This is a genomic window from Okeania sp. SIO2F4, from assembly GCF_010672385.1.
Taxonomy (GTDB): Bacteria; Cyanobacteriota; Cyanobacteriia; order Cyanobacteriales; family Microcoleaceae; genus Trichodesmium.
In genome coordinates this window covers 1-13431 of the sequence record NZ_JAAHGT010000166.1, presented here as the reverse complement: position 1 = coordinate 13431, position 13431 = coordinate 1, and the positions used below count along the sequence as shown (strand labels likewise).

Annotated in this window: 13 protein-coding genes and 1 pseudogene; 2 read left to right on the top strand and 12 right to left on the bottom strand. The window is 36.7% G+C overall.

The window, feature by feature from the left end; all coding sequences use genetic code 11:
* Positions 1-198: 198 nt before the first annotated feature.
* The 5 genes and pseudogenes from F6K22_RS13100 to F6K22_RS13080 form a co-directional block, all read right to left on the bottom strand.
* Positions 199-336 carry a hypothetical protein gene (locus F6K22_RS13100; RefSeq protein WP_293098075.1) on the bottom strand — a complete coding sequence of 46 codons (138 nt, stop codon included), beginning with the start codon at positions 334-336 and terminating at the stop codon, positions 199-201.
* Between the two features lie 47 nt (positions 337-383).
* On the bottom strand, positions 384-632 hold the full coding sequence (locus tag F6K22_RS13095; protein ID WP_293098073.1) for an RNA-guided endonuclease InsQ/TnpB family protein: 249 nt from the start codon (positions 630-632) through the stop codon (positions 384-386).
* Entirely contained in the window at positions 617-1450 is an 834-nt protein-coding gene (locus F6K22_RS13090; protein ID WP_293098070.1) for an RNA-guided endonuclease InsQ/TnpB family protein, read from the bottom strand. The genes F6K22_RS13095 and F6K22_RS13090 overlap by 16 nt, the downstream gene beginning before the upstream one ends.
* A 171-nt stretch (positions 1451-1621) precedes the next feature.
* Positions 1622-1828, bottom strand: a pseudogene (locus F6K22_RS13085) (nucleotidyltransferase family protein); the annotation flags it as partial.
* A 285-nt stretch (positions 1829-2113) separates the two neighbouring features.
* Positions 2114-3490, bottom strand: coding sequence for an ATP-binding protein (locus tag F6K22_RS13080; protein ID WP_293098068.1), 1377 nt, complete (start codon positions 3488-3490; stop codon positions 2114-2116).
* A 265-nt stretch (positions 3491-3755) separates the two neighbouring features.
* Here F6K22_RS13080 and F6K22_RS13075 point away from each other — a divergent pair, with 265 nt between their 5' ends.
* Complete coding sequence (locus F6K22_RS13075; RefSeq protein WP_293098066.1) at positions 3756-4010, top strand: hypothetical protein; 255 nt, start codon at positions 3756-3758, stop codon at positions 4008-4010.
* 638 nt (positions 4011-4648) lie between these two features.
* On the opposite strand, the gene F6K22_RS13070 is transcribed toward F6K22_RS13075, so the two are convergent.
* The 5 genes from F6K22_RS13070 to F6K22_RS13050 all read right to left on the bottom strand — a co-directional run bounded on the left by F6K22_RS13070 (position 4649) and on the right by F6K22_RS13050 (position 7963).
* On the bottom strand, positions 4649-5038 hold the full coding sequence (locus F6K22_RS13070) for a type II toxin-antitoxin system VapC family toxin (protein WP_293098063.1): 390 nt from the start codon (positions 5036-5038) through the stop codon (positions 4649-4651).
* A gap of 7 nt (positions 5039-5045) precedes the next feature.
* On the bottom strand, positions 5046-5276 hold the full coding sequence (locus F6K22_RS13065) for a type II toxin-antitoxin system Phd/YefM family antitoxin (protein WP_293098061.1): 231 nt from the start codon (positions 5274-5276) through the stop codon (positions 5046-5048).
* 41 nt (positions 5277-5317) lie between these two features.
* Positions 5318-5644, bottom strand: a complete 327-nt coding sequence (locus F6K22_RS13060; RefSeq protein ID WP_293098058.1) for a type II toxin-antitoxin system Phd/YefM family antitoxin — start codon at positions 5642-5644, stop codon at positions 5318-5320.
* Between the two features lie 339 nt (positions 5645-5983).
* Positions 5984-7675, bottom strand: coding sequence for a sodium:solute symporter family protein (locus F6K22_RS13055; RefSeq protein ID WP_293098056.1), 1692 nt, complete (start codon positions 7673-7675; stop codon positions 5984-5986).
* Positions 7676-7963: a DUF4212 domain-containing protein gene (locus F6K22_RS13050; RefSeq protein ID WP_293098054.1), complete on the bottom strand. Its 288-nt coding sequence runs from the start codon at positions 7961-7963 to the stop codon at positions 7676-7678.
* 1535 nt (positions 7964-9498) lie between these two features.
* On the opposite strand from F6K22_RS13050, the gene F6K22_RS13045 reads away from it, so the two are divergent.
* On the top strand, positions 9499-10062 hold the full coding sequence (locus F6K22_RS13045; RefSeq protein ID WP_293098051.1) for a Fur family transcriptional regulator: 564 nt from the start codon (positions 9499-9501) through the stop codon (positions 10060-10062).
* Here the strand turns inward: F6K22_RS13045 and F6K22_RS13040 are convergent.
* Complete coding sequence (locus F6K22_RS13040) at positions 10001-12532, bottom strand: hypothetical protein (protein ID WP_293098049.1); 2532 nt, start codon at positions 12530-12532, stop codon at positions 10001-10003. The two genes, F6K22_RS13045 and F6K22_RS13040, sit on opposite strands and share 62 nt — an antisense overlap.
* Positions 12533-12756: 224 nt before the next feature.
* Positions 12757-13155 (bottom strand): response regulator, encoded by a 399-nt coding sequence (locus F6K22_RS13035; RefSeq protein ID WP_293098047.1) that lies wholly within the window; start codon positions 13153-13155, stop codon positions 12757-12759.
* Positions 13156-13431 lie beyond the last annotated feature (276 nt).

The window sequence follows — 13431 nt, the reverse complement described above, 5'->3', positions numbered from 1 at the left end:
TTAATAATTAATAATTAATAATTAATAATTTACCTCTCCTTGAAAACGGATAGGATTGACTCAAAAGAAAATTTTTATTTATTATCCCCTTAAAAGGGGAGGCTTTAAACCACATTTTTTTGGTAAATATATTCTATCATCTTTCATAGGGATATTGCCTGGCTCATAATTCTTTCTCGGAAAGACTCGCATAATCCTTTAACAGTTGCCACATCTACTTTTCGCCGTTCTACTAAACTTACCCAAACTTACCCAAAGCATGATTGCATGAGCTTTGGAGCTAGCTTCCTGTTTCACTGAAGACCACTGACTATCGTCTGCGTACGGACGTTGCATGCAACGTCCCTTCTTCTCCACAGGCTTAAAATCGCTTGGAACTCAAGCTACTTATTCACATAGTTTTCTAGGTTGACAGCAGCGTTAAAGTCTCTGTCAGATTGAAATCCACAGTTACTACAATCATAAGTTCTCACATTTAATGGCATTTTCTGTTGATGCCCACAGTGAGAACAAATTTGAGAACTTGGATAAAATCTATCAGCTATCACTAATTCACTGCCATACCACTCGCACTTGTATATTAGCTGACGCTTAAACTCATAAAAACCACAATCTCCTATGGCACTTGCCAATTTATGATCTCTTGGTCGATTGGATATGGCGAGGAGACCTCGCCATCCCTCGACCGCTTTTTGAGCATTCCACTTACATTCAAATCTTCTATGACTATGGTGCTGTGGTTTTTAGCTAGCCATGTTGTTAGTTTATGTAGTGCATCTGCTCTGATATCAGATATTTTCTTGTGCAGTTTGGCTAATTTTTTGATGGCTTTGGCTCTGTTTTTCGAGCCTAGCTCTTTTTTGTTGACACGACGTTGATAACGAGTTAGTCGTTTTTTGCCTTGCTTATAAGCTTTGGCGTTGGCAAATTTGGTTCCATCACTACAAGTTGCTAGAGCATTTATACCTACATCTACGCCGATAATATCTCGTTCTTTGGCGGTATGAATTGGTTGATAATCATATTTAAAGCTGATATACCAATTATTTGCTCGTTTAGATATTGTGACATTTTTAATTGACACAGAGGGTAAGATTTCATAAGTTTTTACTATTCCAATTCTGGGTAATGTGATGTAGTTTCCTTTCAATATTTTAATGCTTCCTTCTAGATAGAAACTATCCTTTTTCCCTTTCTTCTTAAACTTAGGAAATCCACGTTTGGGAATAGTAAAAAAGTTTTTAAATGCCCTTTCTAAGTTTCTTAATGCTTGTTGAGGGGCACACTTTGATACTTCATAATACCAGGGATTTTGACTTTTGACTTCCCTCACCAAACGTTTATGTAAAGTGATAGCACTCAGTCGTTTCTTGGTTGATTGGTATTCAGTAATGCAAGTCGCTAATCCCCAGTTATAGGCAGTCAGGAGCCACACCTGCGTGTTTGGCAAGTAGTGTTTTTTGCTTATTATTAACTTTTAATTTAGTCTTAATTGATTGCATTTCAATTGATTGGCCACCTCTTTTAATAGTTTAATAAGTTAGACATAAATCTAGTATATCACAGTAAATGTCAATTTATGTTAAATTGTGTCTAATTATTTTAATACTGTTGATAGCCCTAAAAGATCTTCTAAATCTTGGATTAAACCAATACGATCTAGTAAACTGCGATCGCTTTCCATATCCACAAGAAAATCTATATCGCTATCTTCCCGCTCTTCATCTCGTGCAACTGAACCAAATATTCGGATATTCGATGCTCCATGTTGAGCAGCTAGGTTGAGAATTTCTTCCCGCTTTTGTTGTAGAATCTCTCTAATTTTCATAGTTTAAATAGGGATTTGATTTTTCTAGTAATCATACCATCTTGAGATTTGGTTGACTCTTTATGTAATAACAATTTGTTAAAGATCTTTACTAAGTTAGATCCTCCCAACCCCCATTACCAAGAGGTTTAGGAATTAAGATTCATGTCGTAACTTTATTAAAATGGTATAATATAAAATCCGGATGATTATTATATCCAAGTCCGCAGCGACTGGAACGGAGTGGAAGGAAGCAATCTCAGGGGTGCGCGGAGATTGCTTCCTATCGTCGCTGCGGACGACTATTCAATCGGATTCTATATAATATTTCCTGAGTACAGGTGGCACACTGTAAAGATTTTCTTGTTTTTCAATTATGGAACGCCGACACAATGATTGTAATGTGTTGAGTAATTCTGATGGTGACATTTGTGTAGTTTCTACTAATAGTTGCGCCAGACTAATAGGTTGATTTTTTGTTGCTAAGAGTGACAGAGTTTCTTTTTCTGGTTGGGAGAGGCGATCGCTTATCTCCTGTAAAGTATCTTTTAAATCTTCTGGTAATAAGATGGCATCATCGGGCAATAATTCAATTAAATTTTCTTCTAACTCTTGAATTTGACTTGCCACACTTTTTAACCATAAAGGGTTGCCTTGGTAGGGGTGAATGAGTTTTTCCCAGTTATCAATTTCTGTTAAACCATAATCTCTGAGTATTTCTGTTGCGCTGGCAATATCTAAACCAGTCAGTTGCAAAATAGGAATGGGAGTTTTTTTGCTTTTGAGTTGGAGCAGTTTAATGGGTTGTTCCCAACCTATTAATAGCAGGCAACTTTGATGGGATAATTTTTCTATCTGTTTGAAAAAGGAGTCATAGTTTTCGTATCCTGGTTTGTACTTTCCTGCTAACTCCCCACTACTGAAAAGGTGATGGATGTCATCCAAAACTACTAAACAGCGATGCTTTTGTACATATTTGATTAGGGGTAAAGGTTTTTGTGTGTTTTGCAGTGAGTTTTGTGGTTGAGACAGGGAGAAAAACTGAATTAAGTCAGCTTGAAATTCTGCAAAAGTGGGGGATGTTTCGAGACTGCGCCAAATTACATAGTCAAAATTATTTTTAATTTGTTGCAGGAGTTTTACTGCTAATGTGGTTTTGCCGATACCAATGATACCTGTGAGTGCAATGAGGCGACAATGTTGTTTGGAAATCCAGGTGGTTAGGGTTTCGAGTTCAGTAGTGCGGTTGTAGAAGTCGCCTAATTCTGGCATTTCGTCTAAATCTTGATGTGGTGTTGCGGGTTGTGTGGGGTGAGATTTTTGTTGGTTAGGTTGGTGTGAGTTTTGTGTGTCTGGGGGGTGTCTTTGTTTTTCACAGACATTAAAACTACCGCTCACGTTTTCTACAAAGTTTAAAATATTAGAGTTATGAAACCTCTCCATTGCGGAGCGAAAATTTGATTTGGTAACCTTTTCCCCTAACTCTTCTGAAATTATCTGCCATAGTTCTGAGCTAGCTTTTCTCACATTGCTTTCAGAGCAATCAAATTCTTTGGCAATATCTTGGTAAGTCTTCCGTTGTAGAGTAACTTTAAGCACTGCTTGTTGTAAGTCACTTAGAGGTTTGCCTGTTTTCTCAGAAACTATTTGGTTGGCTATTTTTATAACTTCTTCCAAGTTCATAGGATAAGGGGAGGTATGTTTTTTGTATTATCACTTGCGTTGGGTAACAGTCTAGTACATTTTTAACATTTTTCTACAAAAGTAGATAAAATTGAGGCAGAACAAAAGTAACAAATTTGAACATTTTTGGACTAGGCAAAACACGGATGCAAAGACAATAATAAAGAAAAGATTAAACCATAGATTTAAGGATGAAATGGTAAGTCTTAATCCCCTGTAGCATTCATATTAAATGGTGGTTGAAATCTGATTAAAAATTCTAATTTTGGAAGATAAGATGATGATGATGAAGAAAGATAATAATAACGAAAATAAGAAAGGCAACGATAACACAGTAAAGGAATTCGGAGAGGGATTCGCAAAGGGATTTGGAGAAGGCGTAGGAAAAGCTGCAGGAGCTGCAGTCACAGGTTCTATTGTGTGTGCAGTTATTGGAGCAGTAGTTGGAGGTCCAGCAGGAGCAGCAGCAGGAGCAGTTGTTGGTGCAGAAATTGGATCGTCCTTGGGTGGTGGTGCGTAGGTATTCAGATTGTAGGTTGGGTTAAGCGTATCTCGAACCCAACAAAAACCTATATTGTATGTATATTATGTTGGGTTTCGTTCCTCAACCCAACCTACATGAGTCTAGTAGGGTGCCTTAATGAAATCTAACGCACCACCCTTGATTTTGGGTGCGTTAATTAATCTGTGCATCCGTGCCATAATCTGTGTGAGGACCTCAACCCAACCTACATGAGTCGCGATCGCGACTTTACAAGAAAGAAGTTAATTCTTATACTATTTTCTGACTAACTGTCTGTATAGAAACCATTTGGTATCTCTGCAAAACTGCGGGTTTTTGGCAAAGGAGTCAGGAGTCAGGAGTCAGAGAAATAGGATAGAGGAAAAAGGTAGAAAAATTCCCCCATCACCCTATCCCCCCATCACCCCATCACCCCATCTCTAAATAGATCCCAAATGGGTTCTATATCTAGTAGGGTGCGTTAATGAAATGTAACGCACCACGATCATATTAATTTTCGGTGTTTTAGATTGTAGATTGTAGGTTGGGTTAAGCGTATCTCGAACCCAACAAAAACCTATACTGTATCTATAATTATGTTGGGTTTCAATTCTTCAACCCAACCTACATGAGCGATCGCTCTTCTACAAGATTTTCTAACTAAGTGTTTGTACTGCCGAACTACCTATAATATTAGTATCAACTGTGGCTAATATTAACCCATAGTAAATAGCTGTAGCAACAATAAATCTGTCTGCCGGATCTTTATGAGGTAGTACAACCTGACGACTCAAAATAGCAATAGCATGATTCATTTGAGCTTCACGAGTTTCTAAACTTTGTAAAGCTAAATTAATCCATGTAACAGGATCGGGTTGCACAGATATCCGTCCTTTTTCTGCAAGGACGAGTGCTTCCCAAACACTAATTGGACTCAACCAAAGTTCGTTATTAGAATCGGCGATCGCTCTCTTAAGTTGGAGCGATAAACGTGCATCGTCAAGTAAATACCAAACCCAAATATGAGTATCAAGTAGAATTTTCATTCCAATTTCATTCCAACACTTCCCAAAGTTCGTCAACAGGAGCGACTATATCCCCTAATATTTCACCAGTTCCTTTCATTACGCCACAGGGAGAGCGTTTAGTCTCGGTAACAGCAGGATAAATAATCACTAATGGTTTTCCTTCATGGATAACAGTTAGTGGTGTTTTTGTGCGTTCAACTTCTATAAATAAAGTCTGTAAACTTTGGGGTAATTCATCCGTAGTAATTTTTGCCATTTTTAAGTAAGTTCTCCTATAGCTTTCTAGTAAAAATTTTATCACATCTCTTCACCTTTCAAGCTGCTAAACTGCATCATAGCAATATTCTCATCTAAGTCCGAGGAGTGTTGAGTGTAAACACTATTAAGTTTTTCGGTAATCTCTTCGGGTAAAGGTTCGTTAAAATCTTCCGGTACAAGAAATTTTCCTCTATCTTGCCCCAAAGTAGCTAGTCGCTTAGATGAGGGAGACATGGGAACCAACTTCGCGATCGCCACTCCTTGATTTAAAATAATAATTTCTTCTCCAGGTTTGATACCAGATAATAACTTCGAGAGATTGATTTTGAAGTCTTTAGGTAAATTTTCTATCTGAAGTGTAGCCATTTTTGTTTCTGAATCACTTTTATATTACATTACCAGTTTAACTTAACTTCGGATATTTTAGAGATTGTAGGTTGGGTTAAGCGTATCTCGAACCCAACAAAAACCTACACTGTATGTATATTATGTTGGGTTTATCCTACGGATAAGCTCCGAAGATCGTTCCTCAACCCAACCTACATCTGGGGGGGTGTGAATTGAAACATTCTCATCATCAACGTTGAAAAATTTGTAGTAGTCTAGTAGGGTGCGTTAATGAAATGTAACGCACCACCATCATGTTGATTTTCGGTGTGTTACGCTGGCGCTAACACACCCTACTGGACTTCTTTCTTCTTGAAATTAATCCAACTCTTCCTCTCCAATATCTGCAATTGGAGCAGGTACAGCTATAGGCGCTCGCAAATCCTCTACCATTTCTTGTATTTCCAATGGTGGCGGAGGTGTCATCCGAGAGACTACCAAAGTCACAATAAAATTCAGCACCATTCCCACAGTGCCAATACCTTCAGCAGAAACGCCGAAAAACCATGTTGGCATTCCTGCAAATTTGACACCTATAATATAGATAGTGGTAAACAATAAACCTACTACCATTCCAGCGATCGCTCCTTCCCGATTAGTGCGTTTATCAAACACACCTAAAATAATTATTGGGAAAAAACTTGCAGCAGCTAAACCGAAAGCAAAAGCTACCACTTGAGCAACAAACCCTGGTGGGTTAACTCCAAAGTAACCAGCAATGGCAATAGAAAACCCTACCATGATCCGCCCTACCATTAACCGTCGCGACTCGGATGCCCCTGGATCGATCATCCGATAGTAAACATCGTGAGCAATAGAACTAGAAATTACCAACAACAAACCAGATGCAGTAGACAAAGCAGCAGCTAACCCTCCTGCTGCCACTAATGCAATGACCCAAGGTGCGAGTTTTGCTACTTCTGGAGTAGATAAAACAATGATATCTCTGTCGATCCTAATTTCATTAGTCTCTATATCTGGGGTTAGTTGGAAGCTACCATCATTATTTTTATCGGTAAATTCTAATAAACCGGTATTTTTCCACTTTGTCGCCCAGTCTAACTGTTGCACTTCCTCCAAAGTTTTGTTGTGTAAACTCTCAATTAAGTTGTATCGAGCAAAAGTAGCTAAAGCAGGAGCAGTTGTATACAAGATAGCAATAAACAATAACGCCCAACCCGCAGAATATCGCGCAGCTCTTACATTTGGTACTGTGTAAAAGCGAACAATAACGTGAGGTAAACCAGCAGTTCCCACCATCAGCGCAATAGTGATAAACAAAACATCCAGCATACTTTTGTTGGTAAAAGCAGCGCTGTATTCTTGGAAACCCAAGTCTACCTGAACCTGATTGAGTTTTTCGACGATATCGCTGAAGGTAAAAGCAAATTGAGGAATGGGAATACCTGTAATAACTGTAGCAATAGCAATAGCTGGAATTAGATAAGCAATAATTAGTACAGAATATTGGGCAACCTGAGTCCAAGTGATGCCTTTCATTCCACCTAAGATGGCAAAAAAGGCAACAATAATCATCCCAATAACAACACCAGTACCAATATCAACTTGCAAAAAGCGACTGAAAACAATACCGACACCGCGCATTTGCCCAGCAACATAAGTCATGGAGACAAAGATGGCAGCAATAACCGCAACGATACGGGCAACATTTGAGTAGTAGCGATCGCCTACAAAATCAGGTACTGTATATTTACCAAACTTCCGCAGGTATGGGGCGAGTAGTAGTGCTAATAGTACAAAACCGCCAGTCCATCCCATCAGATAGATCGAACCATCATAACCCAAAAAAGAAATTAATCCTGCCATTGAAATAAATGAGGCAGCAGACATCCAGTCAGCCCCAGTAGCAGCACCATTAGCAATAGCAGGTACACCTTGGTCAGCGACGAAAAAACCTTTACTATCTTTAACTCGCGATCGCCATCCAATGTACAGATAACCCATGAAGGAAATAATAACGAGTATAAATGTCCAGACTTCTACAGTCATTTAGTCTCTCCTGTCGGTATTAGATTTTTGATCGAGTTTGTCCATGTTGTATTTTTTATCGAGTTTATCCATTTGAATGGCATAGGTAAAAATTAAGATTACAAACACATAAATTGAACCTTGTTGTGCCATCCAAAAACCCAAGGGAACACCAAAAAATTGAATAGTGTTTAAGGGTTGGACTAATAAAATGCTAAAAACAATTGAAACTAATGCCCAAACTATTAGCAAGTTTCGGATTAATGCTGTATTTGCACGCCAATATGCTCGACGTTGTTCTTCGTTCATTTTTTAAGTTTTTGATTTATGATGGATATTTTGATCGGATTTTTTACCCAAAATCTGATAATTTAGGACTTATGCAAAGAAACCCGGTTTTTACAAGAAATCTTTAGCTAATAGCTGAAGCCATTTCAAAAGCTCTATACTTCTGACTTCTGACTTCTGACTTCTGACTTCTGTAAAATAGGTGGCTTGGCTTGATTCCAAGTATATTATTAAAGCATTATTTGGTATTTGGAAAAAATGTAATATTAGTTATTATTTCTGTAGGTTTTGTATGGTTATATTAATCTGGGAATTTAGAATATTTTAAACATCAATTAATTCAATTCGTAAATATTTATTATTTACGACAATTTCTCAAAAAATTATCATCAACTCCAAAACTTCCGTAATGGCAGATTTTTTCCAAGACTTAGGAGTAATATCGACTTACAGTGAACTCAGGGCTGTTTCATTCTAAACTGTGCCATTTTATGTATTGACGAAGCTACGTCATACCAATTTTATAAATGTTTGCTACAAATATTAATACTGTTTCTAGTAGTCAATAGTCAGTAGTCAGTAGAAGTAGTTATTATTATCATTTTTTGCCCTCAAACAATCTATTTGAACAAATCTGCATCTGACTAAACTATTTTAGTTGACTAAACTATTCGTAACATTCTTTTTTCACGCTTGGTATTATTTCAAGCTTTAGGAAATATATCTTTTGTAAGCATTCAGCTATTAGGGTTCAGCTCTCAGCTTTTTGATAAATCAAGGAAGCAAAAGACATAGTTCTAGATATCCATTTCTACCACATCCTTGAACCTATCCCACTAATAATATTTTTGCTGAAAAGCCCAAATATTGTTAAAGATAAAAACGAAAAATCTAGCTTTTCAGGAAAATTTTACTTAAGTAAATAAGCATTTTTAGAATAGTCGAATAGGTTGTTCTTTAAAGGTAATTAAGCTGATAGCTGATAGCTGAGTGCTGAATGCTTACTATCTTTTGCTCTCTGAAAATCAATAAATTCATTGCCAAAATCTAGAATGAAATGACCCTACAGTTAAGCAGAGAAAAAGTATTGCTGATAGTATAAGATAAAGTATTTACTTTGAAATTGTCATTTGCCGTGACGCACTACGCAAATAAGGCGCGGACATTGATAAATGCTCTATCCTCAGTCAGGGATTACTTCAGACTTCTAACTTCTAAATTTTGACTTTTGACTTTTAACTTCTAATATCAAATCCGCTTGATTCGGTATTAAAGAAATGTTCAATTCACGAGCGCTATTGCTAAATCTTTCTAGCTTTCCCCATCTCCCCACACTCCCCACCCGGACCACACTATTATTATTTAATTAGACCAATGCTACCGGATTTGATATAACTTGTGCGTAGCGCTATAGCTCTTGCAAAAATATTTCAATAAGTATATATTTTCATATGTGTAGATATACCAATCGAAGCAAACGTTAGAACATTTATAAATGCTCAAACTTAGTCAGGGATTACTTCTAAATTCTAAATTCTAAATTCTAAATTCTAAATATGGCATTCTATAACCATGATTCACTTAAGTCTGAACTTAACCAAAGAGGTTGGCGTTTAACTCCTCAAAGAGAAACTATTCTACAGGTGTTTCAACGTCTACCTCAAGGCAAACACTTAAGTGCGGAAGAAATATATCATCTGTTGCTACATCAACAGGAACAAATTAGTTTGTCTACCATTTACCGGACACTACATTTATTGACCAAAGTAGGTATTTTGCGGGAACTAGAATTAGCCGAAGGACATAAACATTATGAGATAAACGCCCCCAACCTTCGTAAACATCACCATTTAGTCTGTCTTCAATGTCATAAAACCTTTGAGTTTAATGATGATTCCATACTGAAAATAAGTAAGAAGCAAGCTCAAAAAGAAGGTGTTGAAATGTTGGACTGTCAACTAACAGTTCATACTATTTGTATTGAGGCTTTACGCAAAGGTTGGCCTGCTTTAGTAGCTAGCAATTGGTCTTGTCCAAGAACTAACTTGGGAATCAAGTCTAACTCAAATCATCAAAAGGCAACTTTGGAGGAGGAGGAGGAACTACCAAACGCTCAATAATAGCTTTATGACTCTCCCGGTTAGTTTGGACTTCTGCAGCGATCGCCTCAAACTTAACTTCCAAACAGCCATAAGCAATATCCAGTTCTGTAATTACCTCTAGTTGCCCCATTCCATTCGGAATAAAATCAGTTAACCAACGTGGTCCAGCTACTATTGTTTGAGCTTGGCGATCGTAAACCCAAATCTTAACATAAATCCTAGGTAAACCTTCTGGTAATTTCACCCTCACTTTTACCGCTCGTCCCGCAATAACATCTTTACCCAGAACTTCTAAATCAGGAACTGGCAATGGTTGTTCATCAGGTAAAATATAAGGTTGTGTCGAAATTGATTCATCCTGCTGTTGAGAAATATTAGCTAAACCAAAATTCCATTGTTTCTCTTGGTTTGGCAAAGTTTCTTCTAGTTGTTCATCTTCGACCACAAATTCTTGCGCTTCCCAATTAATTTCATCATTATTGCCACTAGCAAATTCCTCATCATCAACCATTACACTTATAGAATCATTATCCGGCAATTCCTCTATTTCAGTTTTCTGCTTAGACTCTGATGTATTCTCTAATTCTGTACCATTGTCTGTTTCCTCCGTTTCTTGTAAAGAAGAAGCCTTCATCCATTGCAACAACTCAGAATCATTAATCAAGGAATAAGCCTTTGAAAAGAATCTATCCTCCAACTTCAAAGCCTTAAAATCCTTGTTTGTAGGATCAAATTTTGTCGGAAAGGCTACAAGATTTTGCTTACTCTCAGGTGCTTCTTCCTCTTTTTCATTAAGAGTTTTGGACTCTGACTCTTTTTCTGGTTGTAAACTTGTCCGATCTTCAGACTGATCTGAATCTTTCCAAACATCATCTACTTGATCTGAATCTGTGAGAGAATTTGATTTTATTAACAAATCATTGATCTGATTTGCATCTTTGGCCATATTATCCGGTAGTGGATTTCCAAATGTTGGTAATTCTAGTGATTCGGAATCTGATTCACCTGTGCCAGATTTATATATTTGTGGTGGTAAAGGTTGCTCTTTATCTGTTTTCTGCTCTGGTTGACTCTGATTGATTTTTTCTACCAATTCTAGAAAAGAAGGGGGTTTTTGCTCTGGCTTTCTTGCTGCTAAAGTTTTTGTTTCTAGAGTAGTTCCCTGATGCTCATCTTCAACAAAATTATCATCAATTACTGCTAATAAATTCTGCAGTGGGGCTGTAATTGTGAAAGATTTATTGGCTAGAGTGTTTGTGCTATCTGTGAGGATAATTTGTCCTAATATTAGACGAGTTTTAATATTTTCCGGCACATTAATTGTACAGGCAAATACAATAGGTGTTACTTGCTCTGGTAGAGTTTGCTGTACTTCTATTAAAATTTCTGAAGTTTCAGGATTACGCAAACAAATTTTTAAGTTTCCATTGACTATCGGAGTATTATTCTCTGCAATAGCAGAATCTTTTTTTGTTAAATTATTCTGCAATGGCAGGTTATTAAAGTCTTCATTAGATGGAATATTCTGATTTTGATTATCAAGAATTATCTGACCAGATATAATTAATGCTTCACCTGGTTTAGTAATGTAATATGCTTGATCTAAGGTTAGCTCTAAAGGGAAATTTACAATAGAGTTAGTTTGGGTATTAGTATCTGTATCTATATCTGTTTCTTGATTTTGCTCTAGTTCTATTTCTTTTTCTTTCTGAAGTTGCCCTAATATTGATGAGTTATTGATTAGAGTTTCAGTTAGTTCTTTTAATTTATTCTCTATATTTTTGACTTCTTGGTTTTGACTTTGAATATTTGGCTGTTCTTGTTCATCACTATCTAGTAAATCAGCGATATTTTCCATACTTTCTGATTCTTCTGATAATGCTTGTGATTCATCTTGAATCTGACCATCCAATAATTCTATTTCATCTGATTTAATTACCTCAAGTTTTGGCAATTCAGGATTATTTTTGACTGTATTTTCCTCTAGATTAATTGCCACTTCATCTGTGTCTATTTGACCAGAAAAAAAGGATATATTTTCATTAGTAATCAAATCCTTTGGCTGAGGTGGGGAATCTGCTACTATATATAGTTCGTGATTCTGTGGTTCTAGTTGTTGTGAAAAATCTGAAGTATCATACTCAGTGGGCAATACTTCTAGATGGACAATATGTTGCTTTGTTTCTTTTGATGATGTGGTTAATTTAGCTTGACAACGAAATTCCCATTTACCAGGCTTGAGGCGGGTAAAGGGGATAATAGATATGAGACCTTGAGAGTGGGTACGACTAGAACGTTTATGGACTCGTCTTACAGGTGGGATTTCTTCAGTATAATCGTGAATAATCCGAATTTGGACCTCTGTATTGGCTATATGAGTATTCGCCACAATGCGATAGCGACCTTCTAGAATTTCCACATCGGCTGATTCTAAAGGTAGCCAGGTTTGGTCGCCCTCTTTCTGTAGCAAAAATTCCCAGTCTGACATCTACGGCTACAGCTTTACTTTACAAAATATATATTTTTAAGTTTATCTCAGATTATTAGTTATCTGGATAATTTTAGAGGCTAAAGTCATAATTTTTTTAATCTTAATATTTAATTTGTTTTTTAATATCACAAATCATTATTTTTGTCAAGATAAAATATTTTAGCAAGGTCGATCTCCCATCCCTGTTATCAATTTTTAAAGAGGTAATTATCCATTATTCATTATCCATTATCGATTAATGAAGAATCCCAACCCAAAGTTGTTTCTATTTCAGTTGCTAGAGACATAGGGTCGAAGGGTTTAGTAATTACTCCATTTACTCCCAACTCAAAAAATTGACGCCGATCGTCTGAACTAACTTTTGCTGTCAGGAAAATTACTGGAATCTGCTTAGTTGCTTGATTAGCTCTTAATTCTTGAAAAGTAGCAAATCCATCTAGTTCAGGCATCATTACATCTAAGAGAATAGCATCTGGTTGTTCTAGTTCTGCTTTAGCAATACCTTCTCTACCTGAACTACCAGTAATTACTTGCCAACCACCAACCATTTCTAAACTCAGTTGGGCAACTTCCCTAATATCATCTTGATCGTCTATTAGTAAAATTCGTTTTTTTGTCATCCAACTTCACCCTAGAAAAGTATTAGCTTATAGCACTACAAAAAAGTCTTAGGACATTTTGATATCTCCAGAAAATAAACTTGCTCTTCATTTAGTATAAGTAAGAGAAGTAAAATTTACTCAAAAAATCATTTTCCGTGCCTTTTTCCTAAAAAGATCTTTCCTGCTCCCTATTCCCTATTCCCTATTCCCTACTTTTACAACTTTAATCCAAAATTGGTAAAGCGACAAAAAAAGTGCTGCCCTTTCCCAAAGTGCTTTCTGCCCAAATTTGGA